The following is a 24,033-nucleotide window of genomic DNA, read 5'->3' on the forward strand; positions in this document are numbered from 1 at the left end:
GAAATGTGGCGGGCGTGGGTTTTAGTTTTACTGCTTGGGGGCTGTGGGTATCAACCCATCGCCAACTTTGCGGATAAGGTGCTGGGTAGGGGGGTTTTCGTGCGCTTGGTGGTGAATTTACCCAATCCGAAAAACTCGGTGGAGTTTAAGGACTTGTTAAACCGCTTCATCGTGCAGCGCTTCCAAAATACCCTCACCTCAGAAAAACAGGCTGACTCCATCATCACCATTGAAATGAAACGAGTCATCGACACCTCCATTAGCCAAAATAAAGAGGGTTTCACCACCTTTTACCGCGTAACCGTGTATGTCACTTACACCTACGACAATAAAAAGGGCACGACCAAGACCTTTGAAGACAATGGCTATTTTAACTACGCCGTGTCCTTGCAAGACCCGCTTGTCACTTACAATAACCGCCTATACGCCATAGGCCAAGCCTTGCAGCAAACCCTCACGCAATTTATATCCCAAATCGCCTATGAGGGTAAGGTGAATAAATGAACTTAAACACATTTCTTGCCACCAAGCCTTTTGAGCTTACCCCCTTTGAGCCCGCACGCTTTGTAAAGGCGTATGAGCAATTTTGTCGCCACTTTGCTGACAACACACCTAAAATCCAGATCATCGGCACCAATGGCAAGGGCAGCACGGGGCGCTTTCTAGCTCAAAGTTTAGAGGCAAGCGGTTTTAAAGTCCTGCATTTTAGCTCCCCGCATTTGTTAGACTTTGCTGAGCGTTTTTATAGCAGCGGACAAAATATCGCTCAAGAGCGGCTAGAACAAGCCCATCAATATTTACAAAGCCTACCCCTAGACCCCCATTTAAGCTACTTTGAATACGCCACGCTCTTAGCGGTGGTGCTGGCTAAAGATTGCGATTATATGGTGGTGGAGGCGGGGCTGGGCGGGGAGTTTGACAGCACCACGAGTTTAAACAAGCGCATTGCCCTAGTCTTCACACCCATTAGCCTAGATCACACCGACAGACTAGGCAGCAACTTATTAGAAATTGCCGCCACGAAGTTAAAAGCGGGCTTAAGCCTTGAGCCACACGCGCCCATCATCTTTGCCAAACAAGAGCCAGAAGTGCAAGACTTGGCTAAAGAGTTATTGGCTAGCAAAAATCTCACCTTTATTGAGGGGCTAGGCCAAGAAGCCCAAAGAGAGGGGCAAAAGTGGGGCTATGCGCCCTTTTTGGTGCAAAACTTGCAGAGTGCGCTAAGCACCCTGCACGCCTTAAACCTGTCGCCAAAAGCCCCACAACGGCTCAATTTACGGGGGCGTTTTGAAGCCTTAAAGCCCAATGTTTTACTCGATGTGGCGCATAATGTAGGGGGGGCAAGGGCTTTAGCCCGCGCTCTTAAGGGGCAACAGGTGGATTTAATCTACAACAGCTACACTAGAAAAGATGCGTTGGGAGTCTTAGAGAGTTTAAAGCCCTGTTTGCGGCATGTGTGGGTGTTGCCCGTGCCAGACCCCCAGATCATGCCCCAAGAGAAATTACAAGGCATTTTAAAGCAGCTCCACCTGCCCTTTAGCCCGTTTCAAGGAAATCTAGAGCCAAGCAAGTCTTATTTAGTGGCGGGCTCGTTTAGCGTGGTGCGTACTTTCTTGCAAGGGGTAGGCTTTGGCGGATAAATTCATGCTCACCATCATCGATGAGGGCGGCTCGAAGCAATGGCGCGTGTCTAAAAATGCCAAAAGGCATGTCTTGGTGGCAGGGGTCATAGTGCTTGCCGTGCTCATCGTGGGGGGCTTGGTGCTGATCTATTTGGTGCACCGCATCAGTGGGCTCACTTTGGATAAAAACATCATCCAAGCCAATTACCAAAGCATTTACAATAAAAACAGCGCGATGCAACAAGAGATCAGCCAAAAAACCCAAGAAATCGCCCTTGTAACGCGTAAAATCAAGGATTTGGAGAGCATTTTAAAGGTGGAAAAAACCAAGGAGGACAAGTCCTACGAAGTGGATTTAAACGCTCTTTCCGGGGCGAATAAAACCCTTGCCCTAGCCTTGATCCCCAATGGCAAACCCATTAAAAGCTACCAAAGCATGGCAAAGGCCAACACCCTGCATAAAAAATCGCTCGGACCCTACAATGCTTATAACTTCAGTTTGGCCGCCAATACCCCCGTTTACGCCACCGCCAGCGGGGTGGTGGATTTGCTCTTGCAGCACAACTTCCAAGACTATGGCAAGTTGATCCGCCTAGAAAACGCCTTTGGCTTCACCTCCATTTACGCCCGTTTAAGCAGCATTGCCATCAAACCCCACGCCTTCGTGCAAAAGGGCGAACTCTTGGGCTATAGCAGCACGAGCCTGCACTATGAAATCCGCTTTTTGGGGCGGATCGTGGACATGCCCTTGTTCATGGATTGGGGTTTAGAAAATTTTAGCGTGGTCTTTCAAGATGAGCAGGTGGATTGGCAAAACCTCTTTTACAGCATTGAGGACATGGTGCAAGTGCAGGGCTTTAAAAAAGCCCAAGCCCAAGGGTTAGGAGAATTTAGTGTGGCTCAATAAACGGCTGATTTTAATCTTCACCTACAACGATGGGAGCAGGACTTTAAACATCCCCATTGTTTATAAGCAGATTGCCTATTACTTGCTTTTGTTGGTGGTGGGGGTGTTGCTCTTTTTAGGCATTGCGCTCTACACGCTTGAGCATGAAATCCACACCACCAAAGCCCAAACCAAAAAACTCACCCGCGAATACCAAAAGAGTGCACAGGCCCACACCCAATTAAACCAGCAATTACAGGGCTACCTCGAGGAGATCATGCTCGCTGGCGATCGCATCAACGATTTGGAGGACTTTGTAGGCATAGACAACAGCCAAGAGGACGACAACGCCCCCCTAAGCCAGCGTCTAGATGTCGCCAGCATCACGGGGGCACAAAAAACCTTTATCATGCGCTTCATCCCCAATGACAACCCTTTAGAGAGCTTTAAAAGGGTGTCTAGCACCTTTTCCAAGCGCTACCATCCCATCTTGCACCGCATGGCCAATCATACGGGCGTGGATTTGAGCACCCCTGTTGGCACGCCCGTTTACGCCACGGCTAATGGGGTGGTGGGCTTTGCGGGGCGGGGATGGAATGGGGGGTATGGACGCTTGCTCAAGCTCTACCACCCCTTTGGCTTTAAGACCTACTACGCCCACTTAAAAAAAATCGTGGTGAAAAATGGGGAGTTTGTCAAAAAAGGCCAACTCGTCGCCTACAGTGGCAGCTCCGGGATGAGCACGGGCCCGCATTTACACTATGAAGTGCGCTTTTTGACCAAACCCATCAACCCCATGTATTTCATTAAGTGGAACATGAAAGACTTCGATTTTATCTTCACAAAGGAAAGGAACATTGCATGGCAATCTTTGCTAACGATCATAAACAACCTACTAATGGATCAGCCACCATCATCGCCCAAGGCACCAAGTTCAAAGGCGAATTAAACATCGACTGCCATTTGCACATCGATGGCGAGTTTGAGGGGACCATCCACTCCAAAAGTGTGGTGGTGATCGGCAAAAACGGCGTGATGATGGGCGACATTTTTGCCAGCCGCTTGGTGGTGAGCGGCAAGTTTAACGGCAATGCTGAGGCAGATGTGATTGAGATCATGCCCCTAGGCTATGTGGATGGCAAGATCGTAAGCTCCGAGCTCATCATCGAGCGCAAGGGGATTTTAACAGGAGAGAGCCACCCTAGAAAAGAAGTGCTCCAAACCTTAGAAGAGAACAAGGCCGCTAAGCCTTCATGATCCAAGCCAGCCTTTATGTTGCTCTAGGCACTTTTAAGCCCACAGTTTTAGCCACCAAAGACGCGAAAGAGGCCCTAGAAGCCCTGCAGGTGTGGCGCTTCTTTAGCCCACACACCCCCGTGTTTATGTTGCCCGAGTTGCGTGCCCACTATCTTGATGACATGCGTGCCTTTAGCGCGGAGCTCAAAGAGCTCTTAAGCACTCTAGGATACTTTTACACCTCTTTAAAAAACGATCCCAACACCAAGCTTTTAGCCCCCTTAAGCGCGCTTTTAAACCCCTTGCCATGCGCCAAACTCTTGCAAAGTTTTCGTGTGGCTTGTTTGGAGAGCTATAACCTGCAAGAGTTACAAGAAAAACTAAGGCTCTTTGGCTACGACTTCGTGGATTTGATCGAACTGCCCGGGGAGGTAAGCTTCAGGGGCGATATTGTGGATATTTTCATCCCCGGGCAAAATAAGCCACACCGCCTAAGCTTTTTAGGCCAAGACTGCGAGGACATCCGCACCTTTGACCCCCACACACAGCTAAGCGACCCCTCTTTGCTCGAGCAAATTGAGATCACCCCCGCCCTTTTTAGCCTAGACGCGCCCACGCACGCCCTGCTGCAACAACGCCTAGACAAGCTAGCCGCCCCCGTGTTTTGGCCCGATTTGGCCTCTTTGGGCTTTTGGGTGCTGGAGGATTTGGGGGTGGATTTTTTAACGCATTATGCCGCCATTTTAAGCCAAGAGGCCAAAGAGCAGGCCAAAGAGTGGTACGGCCTAGAACCCAGCCTAGCCCTAGAGCGTGCCTTAAACCTACCCCTCTTGCCCACACCGCCGCATTGCCAAGACATCAGCAAGCCTGCCAATTTACAAGACTTTTTGGAGTTAAACGCCGCGAAAAAAGCCACGCTCATCGCCAAAAATGCGGACTTTTTGCCCCATATCAACGCCCCTTTTGAAAGTGCGATCTCCACCTGTGTACTGCACTTTAGCACCCCCACACAGATTTTTTTATCCATGCACAGCTACGAGCCACCAAGGAGCACCAACCACTCTCATCTCATGCTCAATGAACTCACCCCGGGGGATTTCGTGGTGCATGAAAACTATGGTATCGGGCTGTTTAAGGGGCTGGTGCAGCAAAGCGTGCTGGGCAGTGTGCGCGACTTCATCGCCCTAGAGTACCAAAACGCTGACCGCCTGCTCTTGCCCGTGGAGAATTTGCACCTCATCGAGCGTTACATCGCCAACCAAGACATGCCCTTATTAGACAAGCTAGGCAAGGGCAGCTTTGCTAAGGTGAAGGATAAAGTGCGCTCTAAAATCTTAGACATGTCCGCTCAAATCATCGCCTTAGCGGCTAAACGCAACATGCTTAAAAGCGGCCAAGCCCCCATCGACATGTCCAAAATGCAGGCGTTTAAAAAAGCTTGTGGCTTTGCGCTCACCATAGATCAAGAGCAGAGCATTGCCGCCATTTTGCACGACTTTGCCAGTGGGCATGTGATGGATCGGCTTTTAAATGGAGATGTGGGCTTTGGCAAGACAGAAGTCGCCATGCACGCCATTTATGCCATGTTTTTAAGCGGCAAGCAAAGCGCGCTCTTTGTGCCCACAACCCTGCTAAGTGCCCAGCACTTTGCCACTTTAAAAGAGCGTTTAGAGCCCTTTGGGCTAAAAGTGGCCAAGCTCGATCGCTTCAGTAAGGATAAAAGAGCCGTGTTAGAGGGCTTAAAAAAGGGCTTGGTGAGCGTGGTGGTGGGCACGCACGCGCTCTTAGAGGCAGAGTTTAAAGAGCTAGGGCTGGTTGTGGTGGATGAGGAGCATAAATTCGGGGTCAAGCAAAAAGAGGCGATCAAGACTTTAAGCGAAAGCGTACATTGTTTAAGCATGTCGGCCACGCCCATCCCCCGTACTTTGAGCATGGCCTTATCTAAGCTTAGAGGGGTCAGCACCCTAAACACCCCGCCTAGCATCCGTCAGCCCAGCCGTACCTTTGTGAAAGAAAAAACGGACGCACTTTTAAAAGAGGCGATCTTAAGGGAGTTGCGCCGCAAGGGGCAGGTCTTTTACATCCACAATCACATCGAGAGCATGCCAAAGGTACAAGCTGCTCTCTTGAAACTACTACCCTACCTAAGGGTGCAAATCTTGCACTCTAAAATCCCCGCCCTGCAAGCTGAGCAAGCTTTGCTAGATTTTGCTAAGGGAGAATATGAGGTGCTTTTATGCACTTCGATCGTGGAGTCGGGGTTGCACTTACCCAATGCCAATACAATCATCATTGACAATGCCGACAACTTCGGGTTGGCGGATTTACACCAGTTGCGCGGGCGCGTGGGGCGCGGGCGCGTGGAGGGTTTTTGTTATTTTCTTGTGCAAGAGGCGGGGGGCTTGAGCCTAGAGGCAAAGAAAAGACTGCTGGCTTTGGAGAAAAACTCGTATCTAGGCAGTGGGGCGAGCATCGCTATGCACGATTTAGAGATTAGGGGCGGGGGCAATTTCTTAGGGGCACACCAAAGCGGACACATTAAGAGCATTGGCTATGGACTTTATACGAAAATGCTCGAAGAGGCGATTTGCGGGCGCACACAGGATATGGGTGTGGATTTGAAGCTTAGTGTGAGTGGGTTTTTAAGCCCCAAGCTCATCGCTAGCGATAGTTTGCGTTTGGAGCTGTATCGGCGTTTAGGCTTTTGCAAGGACTTAGCCAGTGTACAAGAGATTCAAGCTGAGATAAAAGACCGCTTTGGCGCGTTGGATGTGATGAGCGCGCAATTCTTACAAATTATCCGCATTAAAATTTTGGCTAATCGCTTAAATATCAGCAAAATTTCACAATACGGGCAGAACATCACCTTGTTTATGCCGAGCGATCAAAATGTCTTATTAAAGGCCCCCAGCATGGATGATGAAGACATTCTGCACGCCCTTTTAAGTCACCTACAGGCACACGCTAAGCCAAAACTGCATCCACAGCCTTAAGTACGCTTGCGGGCAAAAGCCGTGTCATGCAGGCGTGGTTGTCATGTTTGAGCGGGCAGGTGCGTTGTTTGCAAGGCGAGCAGGGCATGGCCTTAGAGAGCAGGGTTGCCTTTTTATATTGCCAAGGCCCGGTTTCTCTAGGGTCTGTAGGGCCAAAAAGAGCGATGATGGGGACATTTAAAGCGGCCGCGATGTGCATCGGCCCGCTGTCATTGCAGATAAAAAGGTCTAAAGCGGCGATCGTGTCTATGAGTTCAGGAATGCTTGTTTTGCCACAAAGATTGTTTAATAGGGGGTTGTCTCGCAGGGTATAAAGCACTTCTTGCACCACGGCCAAATCATCCTTGGCCCCCAGTACATACACCCCATAGCCCCTTTCTAGCAATTTTGCGATCAACTCTGTAAAGTAAGCACCCTTCCAGCGCTTGGCACTCCCAAAGGCCGCCCCCGGGCTCACCCCCACCTTTTTAGCTCCGGCCAGCTTGATTGGATTTGCGTGCAAGAGCAGGGGGGGCATGGGGGTTTTAGGCACCAGGGGACTTAGTAGATGGCAATAACTCTCCACTTGATGGGCATTGATGGGCTCTATAGGATGGGTGAGCAAAAAAGTGCGCCCCCTGCGCTTATAGCCGATGCGTTTAGGAGTGTTGGTCCAATACAGCAGCAGTGCGGCGTAAAAGTGATTGTTGAGCGTGATCGCGATGTCGCAAGGGCCGATGCGTTTAGCCAGCCTATAGGTAGCAAGGGCGCGCCAAAAGGCCTTTTTGGTGTTGTCCACCACCAGCGTGCAATTAGGCATGCGCTCAAAGAGAGCGCAGACCTTGGGTGGCCCGACTAAAATAAACTCTGCATTGATCTTTTGAAAATGGGCTTGCAAGATTTGTAAAAAGGGGGTTGCCATCACGCTATCGCCGAGCCAGTTAGGTAAGCGGACTAAAATTTTCATTTATACACCTTAAAAACCGATCTTTGTTATTTCGTTATAATAATAGCTAATATAATGATAAAAGGGCATATAGATGTTAAAGAGCATTAAAGCCAAAATGACGGCACATATTTTAATCGCCGCATTGCTGGTTGTAGGGTTAGTTTATTATTGTCTGCGTACAGGCTATGAAAAACTCACCACCACCCAAAGCGTGGCTTTGATCCAAGTCATTAACCAAGCCTTGATGAACATGGTTAAAGAAGCAGCACTCACAGGCGATCCCAACCAGCTAAGAAAGGTCGTCAAAGACAGCCAAGGGATTCAAGGCGCGCATGTCAACTTCGTACCTTCTAAAGAGGTCATTGCCCTGTTTGGCTTGAATATGGGTTTTACAGACAACCTAGAAATGCGTCGCATGTTCGAGCACAAGAGCAAAGCCCCCATCATCCACTTTATCCAGAAAGACAACAAACATCTAATTTTGTTGCGCCAACCCTTCATCGCCGAAAAGCTTTGCCTAAACTGCCACACCAATTCCAAACTGGGGGATGTGCTCGCCATTTTAAATGTGCAGTTTGACTTGAGTAACATTTATAACCAAATCCTCATGCACACCTTGAAAACCTTGGGCTATATCTTGATGGTGTGTGCCATTTTAGGAGTCTTGGTGTTGTGGCGTTTTGAGAGCGATTTATTTAGACCCTTGGGACATTTAAAGAAAATGGCGGGTTTGCTCACACAATCTAAAAAGGCAGATTTAACCAAGCGTCTAGAGAGCAATCAACTCGATGAGGTGGGCAGTACGGCACATTTCTTTAATCTCTTCATTGAGAAGTTGCAAGGTATTGTCAAAAACTCCCGCAGTATTTTGATATCCAACATCTCTACAAACCATGCCATCCGAGACACCACACAAACCCTTAAATCCACAGAAACCCACGAGAACACCATCATCCAAACCATGCGGGATTTGAGTCAAAATGTGGACGAGAGCGCAAGTCAAGCCCTGCAACTCTTGCAGCTAGCCACCGATAAAATCAAGCAAGCCGATGCGTCCATGCTCACCTTTAGCCAGAACATCAACCAGCATGTCCAACTCTCTCTAACCTCTGCCCAAAACCAAAGCGCGATCGCCCTAGAAGCCAAGGACCTCACCCAAAGTGCCGCCGACATCAAAAGGGTACTTGGCATGATTGAAGACATCGCCGAACAAACGAATCTGCTCGCCCTAAACGCTGCCATTGAGGCTGCCAGAGCGGGCGAACATGGGCGTGGCTTTGCCGTGGTGGCAACAGAGGTGCGCAAACTTGCCGAGAAAACCCAAAAATCCCTAGCCGAGATTGCGAGCATGGTGAACATGGTGACACAAAGCATCGAGCATATGGGCTCGAAAATCCAGCAAATGGCAGTTGAATCTGAGGATTTGTCTGAACAAACCTCCGGTTTATTGCCCCATATCCAAGCCGTGCAGGACAATCTCTCCATTTCTAACCAGACTGCTAGCCAAGCCATCACCAGCAACGAGCAAATTGGGTTCAAGATCAAGGAAATGGCAACTGCCACGCAGAAACTCGTGGACATGTTTACCAAAATCAAGACCCAACGGCTTAACCTAGAAAACAACATCCAAGAAATGCTCACCAACAATGAGCGTTTAAACCAAGAGTTCTCTAAGTTTGAGGTCTAATGCTACACTATGTCTTAGCCCGTCTGCAACATAGTGCTTGGTTTAGGCTCTTAGAGCCCTTAAGCCAAACCTTAGCCTTTGACGCACTCAATGCCAAATACACCCAGAGCCTGCAACAAGCTCAAGCGCAAAACACACAAATCTTCCCCCACCTGCGCCAAATTTTTCGGGCTTTTGAAGCCACACCTTTTGAGAGACTCCACACGATTTTATTAGGCCAAGACCCCTACCCGGGCACCTTTAAACACGAGGGCATAGAAAAACCTTTTGCTTGTGGCCTTAGTTTTAGTGTGCCAAGAGCCGCTCCCCTGCCCCCAAGTTTACGCAATATTTATCAAGAGTTGCACACTAGTTTAAACACGCCCCTAAGTAGGCATGGCGACTTAAGCACATGGGCACACCAGGGGGTGTTGCTTTTAAACTCCATTTTGAGCGTGCCAAGGGGGCAATCTAGGGGGCATGCCAATTTAGGCTGGGAAGATTTCACAGACCACATTTTAAGCGCGCTCTCACAATTGGATCGCCCCCTGCTCTTTATTTTCTTGGGCAGGGTAGCGCAAGAAAAGAAAAAAGTTTTACACCCAAACCCTAAGCATTTGGTGTTGTGCGCCCCACATCCAAGCCCACTTGCCCAAGCCCACCCACCCACATTTTTGGGTAGTGGAGTGTTTAAAGAGGCACAAGAGTTCCTTCTAGCCCAACACATCCCTATGGATTGGACACTTTAAGTTAGATTAGTTGGGAGTTTGGGAGACATAAGATTAAAGTTTGCTTCTTTATGAGACTTAAGGCCTGGTGCAAGAGAGCTCACTTGGGTTGGTGTGTCTGTGGGGAATGGCTGACGACAAACTCTTGGCTCCACACCTGCAGACCATTGGAGACCTTCACCACGCTTAGGGCCAAAATATTTTCTGTGTACTCATTGCTGGCACGCTGGATAATGGAGGTGTTCAAAAAAAGGCTGGCGGGTTTTGGTGTGGTTGGGCCACGCATCTGTTCGGCTTGCTTGATGGTGCTATCCCCACTATCGCCCTCCACCTCGGCCCTTTTGGCAAAGAAGTGGTCTTTCCCCACCTCTTGCAAAGTTTTGAGCACCATTTGGGTGAGTTGCTCAGTGTTTAGGCGTTTGTTGGTTTCGTCCACCACATCCACAACCCCAAAGACCGCCCCTTGTAATTGCCGGATTTTAGGGCTGCTAAGCATCGCACTCAAAGCTTTTTTAGCGGTGTGGGTGATGTCTGTTGTTAAGGCCTTTTGTTGGGCACGCATGGCGGGTGTTAGGTGGGTACAACCCACAGCCGTCAAGCTAAAGACTCCAGCAACAAAAACCCCTAAAAGTCTTCGACACAAAGAGGTGGGCTCTACCATGAAACGGCTTTATTGCTTCCTAATTTTGTGATGGGGAACTCTTGGCTCCACACATCCAACCCGCTTTTGATGCTCGCAAGGCGCAGAATAAAGATGTAATCGATGCGTTGTTTGCTCGAGCTCACGCGGGCGTTGCGCTGGATCACTTTGCCGCTTAAGCTCAAATCAGGAGCCCTTAGCGTACCCTTTTCTTTCGTGGTTTCTTGGTTATATTCGTCATTGTTGCGCAATTTGCGGGCTCTATCAATCATTTTATCTTCACCGCCCCCACTGCCCGCAATGGCCCTTGTTACATAGAATTTGCCCTGTACTTTATCTTTTAAAGTCTGAATCACCATTTGCGTGAGTTGCTCGGTGTCGAAGTGTTGCATGGTGTCGTTAATGACATCTGAAACGGCAATGACCTGTTTGCCTTGCAAGCCTTGGACATCATGGCTTTGTAGCATAGAGGCCACGGCGGTTTTGGCCGCATCCTCTACATCTTGATAGTCAAGCCCCACCGTAGCGTATTTTTTATCGTTTAGGTCTTTTTGGGAGGCGTAGGATACATCGTTGCCACACCCAGTGATCGCTAAAGCCAAAGCCCCCGCTATGCAAGAAGCCACGATTTTTCTACTTAGTCCCATTGTTTCAATTTTCCCCTTTCTGTTCTGGTTATTGTTTTAAGGATTCTTGTTTTGGATTTGTTGGTGCCTTGGGTGTACTGGCCTTTTCTTGCGCCTTGGGTGTTGCTTGTTCCTTGGGCAAATTTGCCTCTAGTTGAGGCACTCTATCTTCTAGCATAGACGCGTTTGCTTTAATCTCTTTAGTTTCTATTGATTTTATTGGTTCTTTAGGTGCGCTTGCCTTAGATTCTCGTGCTTTTGACTCTGTGGGTTTTTGTGTGAGCTCTTTGGTCTTTGGCTCTGCTTGGGCATTGGGTTTAGGGGGTTGGTTGAGTCTTAAAGATGTGGGTACTTTGACTGGGGCTTTGGAGGGCATTTTGACCTCTCTAGCCTTATTGGCATCCACACTAAACAAGACAAAAACCTGAGAAGGGCTAATCCACTTGGATTCCATATACGCCCCTACCAATTCTACCTGCCCGCTTCCCTTAGGGTTGTTGGCTAAGATCCAAGCCAACATCTTATCCTTGGCTCTTGTGCCCGCTAAGCTTGTGGCGTAGTCGACATCACCGCCCACAATGGACGCACTGGCACAAGCCAAGAGGGCATCGCCCTTAGTGTAGGCTTTAGCTGGGCAGTTTTGCACCCAAGTAGGGTTGCTTGCACAGCCCACCCCAAAAAGAGATAAGAGAAGCCCCCCGCCCAGTGTTGCCCACTTCATCGCAAGCTATTTGCTGTAAGCTTTTAAGCCCAATTCTTGGCGGACTTTGTAGAAGATTTCTTTATCAAGAGCGACCAAGACCCAAACGCGGTCTTTGCCCACCCAGCGAGCGACTGCTTTAGAAGCGGTGAGCACACGATCAACCGTTTCGCCGATTTTTCTTTCGCTGTTTTTGCTAAGGGAGCCGCCACTTCTAGCCTTGTCTTCTTGCACTTCTTTGGTGAGCTCGGTTTTAAGGTTGCTGGCTAGGGCGGAGCGGGCTTTAGTGGTCGCTAGGTCTGTGGCATAATCCACATCGCCATCCACGATGTCTTCTTCCCCACGCCCTAGATAAATGCCATCATACTCCACTTTATCGATTTTAATGTGGTTGATGTCGCCAGCCACCCATTTAGGCGCCCCTTTGGTTTCTTTGTGGTACTCTTTGTTCTCTTTGCTGACCCCTGATTTGGGCTCACCGCACCCCACGATGATCAAAGCCCCCACAACACTCCCTAGTAACAACCATTGCTTAGCACGCATGCCAACTCCTCGTTTCAAAAATAGTCTCTATTCTAGCACAAAATGGCAACCTAAAACTAATACCCCGCTCTTGCGTGGGGTTCTGCGTGTGTAATGGGCAACTCAGTCTTCCACACATCCTGCCCGCTTTTATTGCTCACAAGGTGCAACACCAACACGCTCTGCTTGCCCTCTTTAGCGGGTTTGACTTCAGTGTTTAGGGTCAAGTGGGGGTGTTTAGCCACTTTCGCATGGGGCTCTACCACGATAAATTTTTTCTGCTCTTTTAACACCGCTTCCTCAGCTTGAGCGAGTTTTTCGGCACTGATTTGTTCCTTGGTGCTGTTTTTGGCCTCAAGTACTAGGGTGCTATAGCCTTTGATTTTTTGCACATTGGGATCTTTAAGCATTTCCTCTAGGGCATTTTTAGCCACCTGGGCGATTTCCTCATCGGTGATCGCCTGCGCCTTAGCATTCTCTTGAGCTTCGTTGGCCAAACTGGTGGGTTTGCCCTCTTCTTTTTTCACTGCGGGTTTAGTTGCCTCAGATTTGGGGGCTTCTTTATGGCTCTCCTCTTTTTTGCTGCCTTCCTCTTTGGGTTTATCACACCCCGCTAGAGCCAAAACCCCAGCCAAACCTAACAACACTAACTTCTTGGACATCATTGTTTTCTCCTTGTTTGAAATTAAGACAATCTAAATGGGTTGTCCACCACTTTTTTGCGATCCACGACATAAGGGATCAACGCCATGTGACGTGCCCTTTTGATCGCCACTTCCACCCTCTCTTGCCACTTTTTGCTGTTGCCCGTCAAACGGCGGGGCATGATTTTGTAGCGCTCGGATAAAGAGTGTTTCAACAGCTCTAAATCCTTGTAGTCAATGAACTCGATCTTGGCTTCTGTATATTTGCAGTAGCGTTTTGAGTATTTCTTTCTCTCCATTTGCTTCCTTTAATGTAGTTTAAAAAGGCATGTCATCGTCAACATTGATCTCGGGGATTTTCTCTTCCCGCTTATTGGCTTGGTTTTGGTGTTGGTAGCCTTGGGGAACATTGTTTTGGGGCGCATAACCCCCTTGGTTATAGCCTTGAGAATAGTCTTGTGGAGTGCCGTTTTGGGACTTGCTATCGAGCATCACCAAATTCTCCACCACCACCACATGCTTGCTGCGTTTATTGCCCGCATTGTCCGTCCAACTCTCATATTTCAAACGCCCCTCAATGAGGACCTTAGAGCCCTTGTGTAGGTATTGTTGGGCGATCTCTGCCGTGCGCCCAAAAAGGGTGATGTCCACAAAACAAGTTTCTTGTTCTTTGCTCCCATCTTGCTTTTTATAAGTGTGGTTTGTGGCAATCCCCCCACTCCCCACCACAGACCCACTAGGCAAGTGGCGCACTTCTATATCTCGTGTAAAATGCCCGACTAGGGTGATTTTATTATACACCCTGACCTTCTTGCCCCTCTGTGGGGGTTTCTTTAGCGGGGGCTTCTTTGTGGGGCTTTTCGGGCGCAGCGTGTAAGATTTTCTTGCTGGCTCGATCTATCAAAGTGTGCCATGCTTTTTGCTCTTTTTTGTTCTCGTATTTCAAAATGATGAAGCGCAACACATCTTCGTTAATCCGATACAGCCTCTCCAACTCTAAGACCGCTGCAGGCTCGGCCTGAAAGTAAATGACAAAATAGTAGCCCCTTTTGTGCTTTTGAATCTCATAGGCCAAGTGGCGCGCACCCATGTCCAAAGTGTTGGCAATCACGCCCCCCTGATTGGTGATCACTTCTTGGTAAAAAGCGATTTTGCTTTTTAGTTCCTCTTCCACCAAGGTGGGTTTGAGGATAAACATTGTTTCGTAATGCTTCAAAAATTCTCCTTTTGGTTTGCGCCCTTTTGCCGTACGAAAAGAGCAAGGTTAGGCTTGGTATTCTAGCGGATACAATCTTGTATTTTGATTAAAAAATGCCAACTCTTCTCTCTTTGCCCCCGCAAATGTGCGCTGTGCCAGCTTTGTAACAAACTAAAGAGTGTGGCATAGTCGGCAACCTGCAAACAACGCTCTTTGAGCTCCTTGATGATGGCAGGAGGTGGGGTGTAGCCCAAAACCTCTTTAGCTTGGGGCTGCCCCTTTTGGCTGTAGGCAAAAAATCCAAAGAGCTGGTAAAAGTAACGCCACAACGCCCTAAGCCACTCGCCCTCATCTGCCCCCTCATTTTGCAGCCGCCCCCACAGCTCCAACACCCCCCTTTTGGCAAACAAGGCGTTGATAAACCCGCTCACCTCCACCACCCCCATGCCCTGTACCAAGTCCTGCACCTCTTTTGGACCGATGTCTGACCCGAGCAGGGCTAATTTTTCTAAATCCCTATACACCAAGCGTAAATCAAACTGATGCCCCTCTAAGAGCAGATGCAGTGCCTCTTGGCTGATTTTTAGTTGCAATGCGTGGATTTTCTCTTGTGCTAACTCTAAAAGCGTGGCATAAGGGGGGGTGAAAAAGCGCACTTCTAGCACCGCGTCTTGGAGCCCTGAATGCTTGAAATTTGCGCTAAATTGCCTAAAATCTTGGGCGTATTCGCTTTGGCTCTTGGCGCGGTAAAACTCAATGATGAGGGCGTTTTGGGGGTTTTTAGCCAAAGCGTCTAAGAGTTTTTGGATGTCTTTGGCACTGAGCTTCTTATCCAGTTTAAGCCACGCGACATTGCCCTGTGCGAATAAGCTGGATTGCCCGAGCCACTCTAGAGTTTCTTGTAAATCAAATTCGCTAAAATACGCCCGGTTGATCTGGGCTTGTGGGTAGAGATTGGCGATTTTACGCCCGTAATGCTCCATATAAAACTCCCACTCCCCATAGAGCAATACCGCCCTAGGCACCCGGGTCCTTAAATAGTTTTCTAGGTCTTTTTGGTACATATTATCACTTCCAAAATTTGCAGAATGTCGTGGTGGTGGTTGGGGCTTAGGATGGCAAAAATTTTAAAGAGTTCTAATAAAAAATCTTTGTGTTTTGCCCTTAAAATAAAGCTGCCACACTCTTTTAATCCCGCCCTTCTCCCCAAAAGTGGGGTTGGTGTGTTTAAATGTGTAATGGGGATGCAGACATAGAGCATGGGTTGTACCCCCATTGCCCTTTGCTTTTCTCTGATCACAATCTCCACCAAGATACCTAAAGAATCAAAAGAATATACCAAGAGTGGATATTGCACCATTAGATGTTGAAAGGTTAAGTCTAAAATTTTCTTAGATTTGGAGCGGTTACGCACAATTTGCAAGTCAGGTTGTGCGCTCAAAAACACATTGTTAGGCATGTTTTGCAAGGAATCTTTTAAAGCCTTAATCTCTATTGGGCTAATCAGTCCCCATTGCACAAAATAATAAAGAAACTCGCTCAACTCATAAAGGGCTTTTGCTTTGCCATTTGCTCCTATAAATTCTGTTGTGGGCAAGGTGCTTAGACTTAACTTTTCTTTATCTGTTTTACGCAAAGTTCTGTTTTGTCCTTGTCAATCCTCATAATGCTCCCCTAGCAAGTCTTTAAAATAAGCCTTGATTTTGGGGCTGATGTGCTTGCTTTGGCTTGCTTGGACAAACTCGCTCTCTAGGGCTTTAAAGCCCTCAAGGTTAAAGAAAATGTCGCAATTTCTTAGGTAGTAAGGGATGTGGGGGATTTGGGTTTTAAAAATGTCAATGTAGCAATACAGGCTGTATTTTTGCGGACTCACCAGTACGCTGTGCGCCTTTTGTGTGGCCATAAAGGTTTTTGAGCGCGATAGAGCGTTGATGTCTCTTAGGGGGTAAAAAAATGCTTGAGCTTCTTTGACCTTTTTAGCATTGGGGTATTTGTCTATGTGGGGGGTGATGGGCTCTAAACTTTTAAGTTTAAAACGCTTGCCCTCTAGGGTGTTGAAAGTGAAGTTAGCGATAAACTCAAAATCCATGCCCTGTTTGTCCCTTTGATAAAGTGCCAAGATAATGGGGAAGGGAGCGATTGATTTGGGGCAGAAGATTTTAGAGCTAAGAACGAGGGCATCTAGTAGGCGGTAATTTTGCCTGAAGTTTTTTAAGGCTTGGAAGTTTGCCCTTTTGATGAGATAGGACAAGGGGTGCAAGACACAGACAAAGTCCGCCCTGAGTAAGTCATAAGAGCGCAAAAAGCTCAAACCCAAATCCCTTGCCTTTAGAAGGGGGTCTGTGTCTATGGGGGCGTTTTTTAGGCGTTGGCGCACCTGTGAAGTGGTGTCGTTGTAGGGGGGGTTACCCACAATGGCGAGTTTATCGCTCTCTATTAGTCTCAAACTTGCACGGCTACACCCCTTTAAGGCGTTTGCATGGATTAAATGGGCGGTGGGGGCATGGGTTTTAGCTTGCTTCAAAGCCATTAAATCCCTATCCACGCCCACCACCTTTTTAAACCCCCCTTGAGAAAGAAACGCCCCCGCCCCACAAGCGCTATCTAGGAGGCAATATTCTTTAGGCTCTAAATGGGCACTCAGTAAAGAAAACGCCCTTTGCACCAAGAAAGGGGGGGTGTAGAAACTGCCGAGATTGATCTTTTCAAGGGGGCTTAGGTGGCTCAATTTAGCACTTCTTGCATGGTTGCTTGCACTAAGGAGCTGTTTAAATGGGGGGCAAACTGGGCGAAACTGAGCACCGCTTGGGCGATGAGCATGGCCTTGCCATCAAAGGTCTTTAAGCGGCACTCTCTAGCTAGGCTTAAAAAGGGGGTGTTGTGGTAAATGAGATCGTAGGCATAGTTGGCTTGTTGAAACAGGGCTGTGAGCTTGTTTTTGTCGCATGGCAAATTTGGCTCTTGTAGCCCTGCGGTGGTGGTGTTGATGATTAAATCGTAAGCGTCTAGGGGGCAATCTTGGCTTAAAAAGCTGGGGACATTTTGGGCTTGAAAATAGGCGAGTTTTTCGCCACTTCTATTGCACACCACGACCTCGATGCCCCTTGATTTTAAGGCGCACAGCACAGCCCGCGCGCTCCCCCCAGCCCCTAAGATCAAAGCCCTAGAAATGTCAAGCCCCTCTAGGGGGGCTAAAAAGCCCTCTATGTCGGTGTTGTAACCCACAATTTGCCCCTCTCTTAGCACCCAAGTATTCACGGCTTTAATCTCTTGTGCCAGCCCCTCCACCTTATCGCTTAAAGCAAATGCCTCTTCCTTAAAAGGCGTGGTGATGTTCGCCCCATATAAACCCAGCTCTAAAAAGCGTTGCTTCAACATGCCGGGTTTTTCTAGTAAAAGGGCACGATACTCCCCCTTAAAGCCCAATTCTTTTTCATAACGCCTAAAAACGGCGTTATGCAACAAGGGGGATTTGGAATGGGCGATGGGGTTGCCAAAGACGGCATAAGGGCGCATTAAGGCTCCTTTTTAAGCAGGGGCAAATACACCCAGCCTTTTTCCACTCGCCCCCAGCCCTCTTTAACTTTCAACACGCGCACCTCTTGTCCTCTTAGGATTTTTGCCACCACGGGGGCGTGGGTGCTGGGCTTGCTGCGGACATTGATGGCACTCACCCCAACTTGATAGAGCGTGTAGGGGGGCTCTTGGCCTGATGTGGATTGCTCCTTAGTGCTCTGCTCTGCGGGCTTTTGCGCCTCTTTGACGGGGGTTTCTTGCACCTCTTTGTTTTCTGTGGCTTTGGTTTCTTTAACTTCTTTGCTTGCCTCTTTGTTCTCTAGGGCTCGTGTTTCGCTTTTGGGAACTACCTCTTCTTTGCTCTCTACGCCCTTTATAGGGGCTAGAGCTTTTTGGGCTTCTTTAGCTTGCTCTGTGTTTTTCTCTTGCTCTTGTGCTTTTTGGGGCTCTATTTGTGCCTGCTCGGTACTTTTGTGTTTCACCTCAACAATAAACGCCCCCACATACACACCCAAACACAACAACACCACCACAAAGCCGTATCCATAGAGTTTAAAAAATTTCAATGCCATATTCACTCCACAAATGTGATTTCTTGCGCCCCGCTTTCAAGCGCGCCCACATAAAACCCCCCCGCCCTTTCTAAAGCCCCTAAGTTCTCGCGAGCAGCCACCGCCACCATCCCCACGCCCATGTTAAACACCCTTAAGCACTCCACAAAGTCCAAATGCTCTAAGAGCCAGTCAAAAACGGGCAGGCGGGGCAGGGCTTTAAGCTCAATATATGCGCTAAGATGGGCGGGCAAAATGCGCGTTAAATTGCCCCTAAGCCCGCCCCCGGTGATATGGGCTAGGGCGTGGATTTTGTCTTTAAGAGCAAGTAGGGAGGTGTAAAGCCTTGTGGGGGTTAGCAGGGTGTCTAAGCTGGGCGCGCTCTTGGGCTTGCTTTTTAAAATTTCTCTTACTAAAGAAAAGCCATTGCTATGCAGGCCACTGCTTTTAAAGCCCACTAAAATATCCCCCGCTTGCATGCGCTCTTTCTTGTTTAAGTCGCTTTTCTCCGCCACGCCTACGCAAAAGCCCGCCAAATCAAACTCCCCCGCTTGATACACCCCTGGCATTTGCGCGCTCTCCCCGCCAATGAGCGCACAGCCCGACTCTTTGCACCCCTTTGCCATGCCCTTAATCAAGGCTAAAGTTTGCGCGCTCTCTAGCTTGCTTGTGGCAAAGTAATCCAAGAAAAACAGAGGTTTAGCAAAGGCGCAAAGTAAATCATTGACATTCATCGCCACCAAGTCTAGCCCTAGGTTATGCAGCTGGTGCGCCTCTTTAGCCAGTTTTAACTTTGTCCCCACGCCATCGGTACAAGAGATCAGCACCGGTTCTTGATAGTCCACAGGCATGGCATATGCGCCAAAAAACCCGCCCACGCCCTGCAACACGCCCTCGTTGTAGGTTTGGCTGGCTAAAGGGGCAATGGCTTGGATTAGGGCTTGTGCCCTGTCTAAATCCACCCCGCTTTGCTGGTAAGTCCTAACCATCAACGCCTTTCAAAGTCAATGCGCGGATCGACAAGGGCATAGGTCAAGTCGCTGATGAGATTGACGAGCAGCCCTAGCAAGGTGAAGATATACAGCGAGCCAAAGACCACGGGGTAATCTCTATTAATCAAGCTGTCAAAGCTAAGCAGTCCTAGCCCGTCTAGACTAAAAATGATCTCAATCAACAAACTCCCACTGAAAAACACCCCCAAAAACGCGCTGGGAAAACCCGCAATGACTAAGAGCATGGCGTTTCTAAAGACATGCCCGTAAAAAATGCGGTTCTCCCCAGCTCCCTTTGCCCGCGCGGTGATTAAATACAATTTACCCATTTCATCTAGAAAAGAATTTTTCACAAGCAGGGTCAAGCTGGCAAAGCCCCCGATGCTCATGCACAGCACGGGCAGGGCAATGTGCCATAGATAGTCCTTGATCTTGCCAAAGGTGCTTAGGGCTTCAAAATTGTCGCTCACCAACCCCTTTAGGGGGAAAATATGCCAGTAAGTGCCTGAAGCAAAGAGAACGATCAATAAAAGCGCAAAGATAAAGGAGGGGATGGCATTTGCCACCACCACCGCCACACTGCTAGTAATGTCAAAGCCCGAATTGTTGTGCCGCGCCTTGAGAATGCCAAGCGGGATAGAGATGAGGTAGATTAAAAGCGTGCTAAAAAAGCCTAGAGAGATCGATACGGGCAGTTTTTCTTTAATCAAATCCACCACGCTGATTTGGCGGTAAAAACTCTGCCCGAAGTCAAAGCATAGGTATTTTTTGAGCATGAGGACATAGCGTTGCCAAAGGGGTTTGTCAAAGCCATAGAGTTTAGTCAGCTCTTTGTAAAGCGCGCTATCCATACCCTGCGCCCCCTTGTAACGGCTTTCACTCAATTGCGCTTCTTTGAGGCTCAGGGTTTTGCTTTCTTGGTTGGTCGCGTTGGTGAGCTTTGCCATCATTTGTTCCACAGGCCCGCCCGGCGCGCTTTGGATAATGAAAAAATTTAAAGTGATGATTCCAAAGAGGGTGGGGATTAAAAGCAAGAGCCGTTTTAGGGTGTAAAAGAGCATTAGGGCTTTCTTTCTAGGTTTTTATCCCACCACAAATAGGGCGAAAAGCCATAGGGGGGGTTTTTGAGCATGGCGATCTTGTCCCAATAAGCGACACGCCAAAAGGGGGCATGGAAGTGGGGGATCACATAAAAGCCCCATAAGAGTACGCGATCTAGGGCACGCACGGCGGCAATTTGGCCAGGGCGATCTTTAGCCTTAATCACCAAGTCGATCAAGCCGTCAATGGCGGGGTTGGCAATGCCCGCATAGTTTTGGCTGCCCGGCTGTGTCGCGCTCTTGCTGCCCCAAAAGTAGCGCTGCTCATTGCCCGGAAATAAGGATTGCCCAATGCTGCCCACCACCATGTCATACTCAAACTTCTTCACCCGCCCCATGTATTGACTCAAATCCACCCTTTGGATTTGCATAGTGATCCCCAACACCTTTAAATTCTTGGCATAAGCTAGGGCTAAGCGCTCAAAGGCTTCGTTGTTAAGCAACATCGTAAAAACAAAAGGCTTATGGGTTTTGGCGTTAAGAAGCTGGTTATCTTCAACGACATAGCCGGCTTGCTTTAAAAGGGCTTGGGCGTGTTTGAGATTTTCGCGCCGATTTTGCCCGAGTTTAACCGCCCCATCTGTGCGGGGCACGAGGTAGGGTGTGGTGAAAATGCGCGGGTTGTATTTTTCTAATTCAGGCTTAAACTTCTCTAAATCTTGCAATTCCTGCCCGCTAGGCAAACCCCTAGAGGCAAACACCGAATTACTAAAATAACTCTTGGTGCGTTTGTATTGTGAGAAGAAGAGATTTTGATTTGCCCATTCAAAGTCAAAAGCGTAAAAGAGGGCTTCTCTTACCCGTATGTCTTTAAAAAGCTCTCTTCTGGTGTTCATAAAAAAGCCCTGCATGCCAGCGGGTAGGGCGTGCTTTAAAAGCACCTTATGGATACGCCCACTCTTGATACCCTTACCCACATACCCCCGCGCCCACACCTTCGCCGTGCTCTCAAAACGCCAGTCGTAAGCCCCACTTAAAAAAGCTTGCAGGGCAACCGAATCGTCCTTGTAGTAGTCAAAACGCACCAAATCAAAGTTGTACGAGCCCTTTTGCACGGGTAAATCCTGTGCCCAATAGTTTTTGTTGCGCTCATAGGTGATTTGTTTGCCTATGGCAAAGGATTGAATGGTATAAGGGCCACTAGAAACGGGCACTAAAAGGGGGTTGTTAAAGTCGTGGGTGTCAAAGAAGTGCTTAGGCAAAACTTGTAATTGCCCTAAGATTAAAGGCAATTCGCGGTTATGGGTGTTTTTAAAGGTGAATTTGACATGCCATTTGTCTAGCACCACAGCGTCCTTAATGTCGCTGTAATATTGCTTGAAAACGGGGCTACCCTTTTGCATGAGAATGTCAAAGCTGAATTTTACATCGCTGGCTAAAATCGGCACGCCATCGCTAAAGCGCGCCCGTTTATCGATCCCAAAAATCACATAAGAATTGTCCTTAGCCACTTCTATATCGTTGGCAATTAAAGCGTATTCGGCGTAAGGCTCATCCAAACTTTGGGCTAAAAGCGTGTCATACACTAGCTCTAACCCGCTGGCTTTCGTACCTTTAAGTAAAAAGGGATTGAGGCTATCAAAAGTGCCTAGCGCGTAGTTTTTGAGCAGTCCCCCTTTAGGGGCATTGGGGTTGGCATAGTTAAAATGTGTGAAGTTGTGCTGGTATTTGGCTTTTTCGCCCAACGCGATAAAGGGCGCGGCATTTAGCCACACCCCGCACAGCACCCACGCTAAAAGTTTCACACCAAGCCCATCAGCTCTTTAGCTTTGGCATAGGTCGCCTGCGCTAGGGGACGCACGCGCGCACACCCCTCATTTAACACCTGTGTAACATAATCCGGGTTGGCGTGCAGGCGTTGGTAATTCTCTTGTATGGGTTTTAGCGTGGTAACTAAAAGCTCGATTAAAGCCGTTTTAAAATGCCCGTAACCCTTGTCTTGAAATTCATTTTCGATTTGCTCCGGGCTTTGCCCGCTTAAATTCTCATAAATGCCAAGTAAATTAAAGAGCCCGGGGCGGGCGGGGTCAAAGGCAACAACGCCTAGCGAGTCGGTGGTGGCTTTTTTGATTTTCTTGGCGATTAACTCGGGCGTATCCAGCAAGAAGAGCGCGTGTAAGGGGGCTTTATGCGATTTACTCATTTTTATGCTGGGATCATCTAGCCCCATCACCCTAGCCCCACTGGTGGCAATTAAAGGCTCAGGCACCACAAAGCACTTGCCAAAGTCGCGGTTGAACCTTTGGGCTAAATTGCGTGCCAGTTCTAAATGTTGCTTTTGGTCTTCGCCCACGGGCACGGCGTTGGTTTGGTAAAGCAAAATGTCGGCTGCCATTAACACAGGGTAGGCAAACAGCCCCGCACTCACCTGCCCTTGTTTCGCGCTCTTGTCTTTAAACTGGGTCATGCGATTAAGCTCGCCCATGCTCGCCACACAGTTTAACAGCCACGCCAACGCCCCGTGCTCGTCTATTTGGCTTTGGATAAAGAGGCTGGATTTTTGCGGGTCGATCCCACAGGCTAATAACAGCGTTGCCATTTCTAGGCTCTGCCGGTGCAACTCTTTAGGGTCTTTGGGAATCGTGATCGCATGAGAATTGACAATACAAAAAATATTCTCATAGTTGTCTTGCGCCTGCACCCATTGCTTGATCGCCCCTAGATAGTTGCCCAAGTGCACCCCCCCGGTGGGCTGGATGCCTGAAAAAACTCTAGCCTTCATACAAGCTCCCCGATAAAGAAAATGGCTTCATAGCTTAGGGTGCTGTAGGGGGCGTGGTGTTTTAACGCTTTTGCCTTGCTAAAGGGCAAAGCCCCGCCCCCAAGTAGTCCGCTCCCTTTGAGTTGTTGTAAAAAACTCTCTCTATCGTTAAACTCTTGTTTAAATGTTTCAACCCACATGTTTTGCCTAAACCCCTTAAAACTTTGCTCTAAAATGCTACACACCTCTTTAGCCCCCCTTAAAGGCGAGCGGGTGTTTAAAAAGGCATGCAACTCGCGCAAACTGGCAGCGGTATGGATGGCTAAAGCCACCTGCTGGCAACTTTGCGCCAAACGGCCACACACCTTGGCTAAATCCTGCGCCCACTGCAAGGAAGACGCGCCGATGGCTAAATCGCTTGGGGCAAACTCTAATTTCTCAAAGTCGCCCCACTCTAGGCGCACACTCCGCGCATTGGGGCTAGAGGTGGGGTGCAAGCAGAGCATTTGTTTAGAAATATCTAGCCCCACAAATACGCCTACCTTGAGCCCCAAAGCCGGCAAGGCCTTAAGCACATGCCCGCTCCCACAGCCCAAGTCTAGAACCCGTTCATAGCACCCGCGCGCTAGCGGGGCAAGCAGGCGTTGGACAATGTCCTCTTGCACGCTTGAAAACTCTGCGTAAGTCTTGGCTCTCTTGTCAAAAGAGTGGCGCACGCTCTAGCCCCCTTTGCTAAAAGCCCTAATTTTAATAAAATTTTGCTAAAATCGCCATTTAATCCTTG

27 protein-coding genes are annotated in these 24,033 nt (G+C 48.6%); 8 read left to right on the top strand and 19 right to left on the bottom strand.

Going from position 1 to position 24,033, the window contains the following annotated elements; translation table 11 throughout:
- Nucleotides 1–3: 3 nt before the first annotated feature.
- The 6 genes from lptE to mfd are packed head-to-tail and all read left to right on the top strand — an operon-like array spanning nt 4 to nt 6,737.
- The gene (gene lptE / locus AOG36_RS05305; protein WP_015107165.1) at nt 4–504 is read left to right on the top strand and encodes an LPS assembly lipoprotein LptE; all 501 of its coding nucleotides are present in this window, start codon (nt 4–6) and stop codon (nt 502–504) included.
- Nucleotides 501–1,640, top strand: coding sequence for a Mur ligase family protein (locus AOG36_RS05310; protein ID WP_015107164.1), 1,140 nt, complete (start codon nt 501–503; stop codon nt 1,638–1,640). The genes lptE and AOG36_RS05310 overlap by 4 nt, the downstream gene beginning before the upstream one ends.
- Entirely contained in the window at nt 1,630–2,529 is a 900-nt protein-coding gene (locus tag AOG36_RS05315) for a M23 family metallopeptidase (protein ID WP_015107163.1), read from the top strand. The genes AOG36_RS05310 and AOG36_RS05315 overlap by 11 nt, the downstream gene beginning before the upstream one ends.
- Complete coding sequence (locus AOG36_RS05320) at nt 2,516–3,457, top strand: M23 family metallopeptidase (protein ID WP_015107162.1); 942 nt, start codon at nt 2,516–2,518, stop codon at nt 3,455–3,457. The genes AOG36_RS05315 and AOG36_RS05320 overlap by 14 nt, the downstream gene beginning before the upstream one ends.
- The gene (locus tag AOG36_RS05325) at nt 3,370–3,765 is read left to right on the top strand and encodes a bactofilin family protein (RefSeq protein ID WP_053825649.1); all 396 of its coding nucleotides are present in this window, start codon (nt 3,370–3,372) and stop codon (nt 3,763–3,765) included. Before AOG36_RS05320 ends, AOG36_RS05325 begins: the two co-directional genes overlap by 88 nt.
- Nucleotides 3,762–6,737 carry a transcription-repair coupling factor gene (gene mfd, locus AOG36_RS05330; RefSeq protein WP_015107160.1) on the top strand — a complete coding sequence of 992 codons (2,976 nt, stop codon included), beginning with the start codon at nt 3,762–3,764 and terminating at the stop codon, nt 6,735–6,737. Before AOG36_RS05325 ends, mfd begins: the two co-directional genes overlap by 4 nt.
- Here mfd and waaF read toward each other — a convergent pair.
- A complete protein-coding gene (gene waaF / locus AOG36_RS05335) occupies nt 6,709–7,683 on the bottom strand; it encodes a lipopolysaccharide heptosyltransferase II (RefSeq protein WP_015107159.1) in 975 nt (324 codons plus the stop codon). The genes mfd and waaF overlap by 29 nt on opposite strands.
- Nucleotides 7,684–7,756: 73 nt before the next feature.
- Between waaF and AOG36_RS09250 the strand changes: the two genes are divergently transcribed.
- Nucleotides 7,757–9,352, top strand: coding sequence for a methyl-accepting chemotaxis protein (locus AOG36_RS09250; RefSeq protein ID WP_015107158.1), 1,596 nt, complete (start codon nt 7,757–7,759; stop codon nt 9,350–9,352).
- Complete coding sequence (locus AOG36_RS05345) at nt 9,352–10,080, top strand: uracil-DNA glycosylase (RefSeq protein ID WP_015107157.1); 729 nt, start codon at nt 9,352–9,354, stop codon at nt 10,078–10,080. The genes AOG36_RS09250 and AOG36_RS05345 overlap by 1 nt, the downstream gene beginning before the upstream one ends.
- A gap of 79 nt (nt 10,081–10,159) precedes the next feature.
- Here AOG36_RS05345 and AOG36_RS05350 read toward each other — a convergent pair whose 3' ends face one another.
- From AOG36_RS05350 to AOG36_RS05435, 18 genes are all read right to left on the bottom strand, one after another.
- A complete protein-coding gene (locus AOG36_RS05350; protein WP_053825650.1) occupies nt 10,160–10,720 on the bottom strand; it encodes an LpoB-related protein in 561 nt (186 codons plus the stop codon).
- Complete coding sequence (gene lpoB, locus AOG36_RS05355; RefSeq protein ID WP_015107155.1) at nt 10,714–11,346, bottom strand: penicillin-binding protein activator LpoB; 633 nt, start codon at nt 11,344–11,346, stop codon at nt 10,714–10,716. Before lpoB ends, AOG36_RS05350 begins: the two co-directional genes overlap by 7 nt.
- Before the next feature lie 28 nt (nt 11,347–11,374).
- Nucleotides 11,375–12,046 carry a hypothetical protein gene (locus AOG36_RS05360; RefSeq protein WP_015107154.1) on the bottom strand — a complete coding sequence of 224 codons (672 nt, stop codon included), beginning with the start codon at nt 12,044–12,046 and terminating at the stop codon, nt 11,375–11,377.
- Nucleotides 12,047–12,052: 6 nt separating this feature from the next.
- Nucleotides 12,053–12,568, bottom strand: a complete 516-nt coding sequence (locus tag AOG36_RS05365; protein ID WP_015107153.1) for an LPP20 family lipoprotein — start codon at nt 12,566–12,568, stop codon at nt 12,053–12,055.
- Between the two features lie 56 nt (nt 12,569–12,624).
- Nucleotides 12,625–13,209, bottom strand: a complete 585-nt coding sequence (locus tag AOG36_RS05370; RefSeq protein WP_015107152.1) for a hypothetical protein — start codon at nt 13,207–13,209, stop codon at nt 12,625–12,627.
- 23 nt (nt 13,210–13,232) lie between these two features.
- Nucleotides 13,233–13,490 carry a 30S ribosomal protein S18 gene (gene rpsR, locus AOG36_RS05375; protein WP_015107151.1) on the bottom strand — a complete coding sequence of 86 codons (258 nt, stop codon included), beginning with the start codon at nt 13,488–13,490 and terminating at the stop codon, nt 13,233–13,235.
- Between the two features lie 19 nt (nt 13,491–13,509).
- On the bottom strand, nt 13,510–13,992 hold the full coding sequence (ssb, locus tag AOG36_RS05380; RefSeq protein ID WP_015107150.1) for a single-stranded DNA-binding protein: 483 nt from the start codon (nt 13,990–13,992) through the stop codon (nt 13,510–13,512).
- Nucleotides 13,985–14,407 (bottom strand): 30S ribosomal protein S6, encoded by a 423-nt coding sequence (gene rpsF, locus AOG36_RS05385; RefSeq protein WP_015107149.1) that lies wholly within the window; start codon nt 14,405–14,407, stop codon nt 13,985–13,987. The genes ssb and rpsF overlap by 8 nt, the downstream gene beginning before the upstream one ends.
- A gap of 62 nt (nt 14,408–14,469) precedes the next feature.
- Nucleotides 14,470–15,414, bottom strand: a complete 945-nt coding sequence (gene holA / locus AOG36_RS05390) for a DNA polymerase III subunit delta (RefSeq protein WP_015107148.1) — start codon at nt 15,412–15,414, stop codon at nt 14,470–14,472.
- 20 nt (nt 15,415–15,434) lie between these two features.
- Nucleotides 15,435–16,025, bottom strand: a complete 591-nt coding sequence (locus AOG36_RS05395) for a R.Pab1 family restriction endonuclease (RefSeq protein WP_015107147.1) — start codon at nt 16,023–16,025, stop codon at nt 15,435–15,437.
- Nucleotides 16,026–16,043: 18 nt separating this feature from the next.
- Nucleotides 16,044–17,117 (bottom strand): DNA methyltransferase family protein, encoded by a 1,074-nt coding sequence (locus AOG36_RS05400; RefSeq protein WP_015107146.1) that lies wholly within the window; start codon nt 17,115–17,117, stop codon nt 16,044–16,046.
- On the bottom strand, nt 17,114–17,905 hold the full coding sequence (locus tag AOG36_RS05405; RefSeq protein WP_015107145.1) for a shikimate dehydrogenase: 792 nt from the start codon (nt 17,903–17,905) through the stop codon (nt 17,114–17,116). The genes AOG36_RS05400 and AOG36_RS05405 overlap by 4 nt, the downstream gene beginning before the upstream one ends.
- A complete protein-coding gene (locus tag AOG36_RS05410) occupies nt 17,905–18,477 on the bottom strand; it encodes an SH3 domain-containing protein (protein WP_015107144.1) in 573 nt (190 codons plus the stop codon). Before AOG36_RS05410 ends, AOG36_RS05405 begins: the two co-directional genes overlap by 1 nt.
- A 2-nt stretch (nt 18,478–18,479) precedes the next feature.
- Nucleotides 18,480–19,445, bottom strand: a complete 966-nt coding sequence (gene purM / locus AOG36_RS05415) for a phosphoribosylformylglycinamidine cyclo-ligase (protein ID WP_015107143.1) — start codon at nt 19,443–19,445, stop codon at nt 18,480–18,482.
- Nucleotides 19,445–20,509, bottom strand: a complete 1,065-nt coding sequence (locus AOG36_RS05420; protein WP_015107142.1) for a microcin C ABC transporter permease YejB — start codon at nt 20,507–20,509, stop codon at nt 19,445–19,447. Before AOG36_RS05420 ends, purM begins: the two co-directional genes overlap by 1 nt.
- On the bottom strand, nt 20,509–22,293 hold the full coding sequence (locus AOG36_RS05425) for an extracellular solute-binding protein (protein ID WP_202903437.1): 1,785 nt from the start codon (nt 22,291–22,293) through the stop codon (nt 20,509–20,511). Before AOG36_RS05425 ends, AOG36_RS05420 begins: the two co-directional genes overlap by 1 nt.
- Complete coding sequence (gene trpS, locus AOG36_RS05430; protein WP_053825653.1) at nt 22,290–23,270, bottom strand: tryptophan--tRNA ligase; 981 nt, start codon at nt 23,268–23,270, stop codon at nt 22,290–22,292. The genes AOG36_RS05425 and trpS overlap by 4 nt, the downstream gene beginning before the upstream one ends.
- The gene (locus tag AOG36_RS05435) at nt 23,267–23,965 is read right to left on the bottom strand and encodes a methyltransferase domain-containing protein (RefSeq protein ID WP_015107139.1); all 699 of its coding nucleotides are present in this window, start codon (nt 23,963–23,965) and stop codon (nt 23,267–23,269) included. The genes trpS and AOG36_RS05435 overlap by 4 nt, the downstream gene beginning before the upstream one ends.
- Nucleotides 23,966–24,033: the final 68 nt, after the last annotated feature.

The organism is Helicobacter heilmannii, assembly GCF_001283065.1.
GTDB lineage: Bacteria > Campylobacterota > Campylobacteria > Campylobacterales > Helicobacteraceae > Helicobacter > Helicobacter heilmannii.

Coding starts and splice junctions, on each gene's coding strand:
- lptE (WP_015107165.1), top strand. CDS start 4: ATGTGGCGGGCGTGGGTTTTAGTTTTACTGCTTGGGGGCTGTGGGTAT.
- AOG36_RS05310 (WP_015107164.1), top strand. CDS start 501: ATGAACTTAAACACATTTCTTGCCACCAAGCCTTTTGAGCTTACCCCC.
- AOG36_RS05325 (WP_053825649.1), top strand. CDS start 3,370: ATGGCAATCTTTGCTAACGATCATAAACAACCTACTAATGGATCAGCC.
- mfd (WP_015107160.1), top strand. CDS start 3,762: ATGATCCAAGCCAGCCTTTATGTTGCTCTAGGCACTTTTAAGCCCACA.
- waaF (WP_015107159.1), bottom strand. CDS start 7,683: ATGAAAATTTTAGTCCGCTTACCTAACTGGCTCGGCGATAGCGTGATG.
- AOG36_RS09250 (WP_015107158.1), top strand. CDS start 7,757: ATGTTAAAGAGCATTAAAGCCAAAATGACGGCACATATTTTAATCGCC.
- AOG36_RS05345 (WP_015107157.1), top strand. CDS start 9,352: ATGCTACACTATGTCTTAGCCCGTCTGCAACATAGTGCTTGGTTTAGG.
- AOG36_RS05350 (WP_053825650.1), bottom strand. CDS start 10,720: ATGGTAGAGCCCACCTCTTTGTGTCGAAGACTTTTAGGGGTTTTTGTT.
- lpoB (WP_015107155.1), bottom strand. CDS start 11,346: ATGGGACTAAGTAGAAAAATCGTGGCTTCTTGCATAGCGGGGGCTTTG.
- AOG36_RS05360 (WP_015107154.1), bottom strand. CDS start 12,046: ATGAAGTGGGCAACACTGGGCGGGGGGCTTCTCTTATCTCTTTTTGGG.
- AOG36_RS05365 (WP_015107153.1), bottom strand. CDS start 12,568: ATGCGTGCTAAGCAATGGTTGTTACTAGGGAGTGTTGTGGGGGCTTTG.
- AOG36_RS05370 (WP_015107152.1), bottom strand. CDS start 13,209: ATGTCCAAGAAGTTAGTGTTGTTAGGTTTGGCTGGGGTTTTGGCTCTA.
- rpsR (WP_015107151.1), bottom strand. CDS start 13,490: ATGGAGAGAAAGAAATACTCAAAACGCTACTGCAAATATACAGAAGCC.
- AOG36_RS05405 (WP_015107145.1), bottom strand. CDS start 17,905: ATGCGCCCTTATGCCGTCTTTGGCAACCCCATCGCCCATTCCAAATCC.
- AOG36_RS05410 (WP_015107144.1), bottom strand. CDS start 18,477: ATGGCATTGAAATTTTTTAAACTCTATGGATACGGCTTTGTGGTGGTG.
- purM (WP_015107143.1), bottom strand. CDS start 19,445: ATGGTTAGGACTTACCAGCAAAGCGGGGTGGATTTAGACAGGGCACAA.
- AOG36_RS05420 (WP_015107142.1), bottom strand. CDS start 20,509: ATGCTCTTTTACACCCTAAAACGGCTCTTGCTTTTAATCCCCACCCTC.
- trpS (WP_053825653.1), bottom strand. CDS start 23,270: ATGAAGGCTAGAGTTTTTTCAGGCATCCAGCCCACCGGGGGGGTGCAC.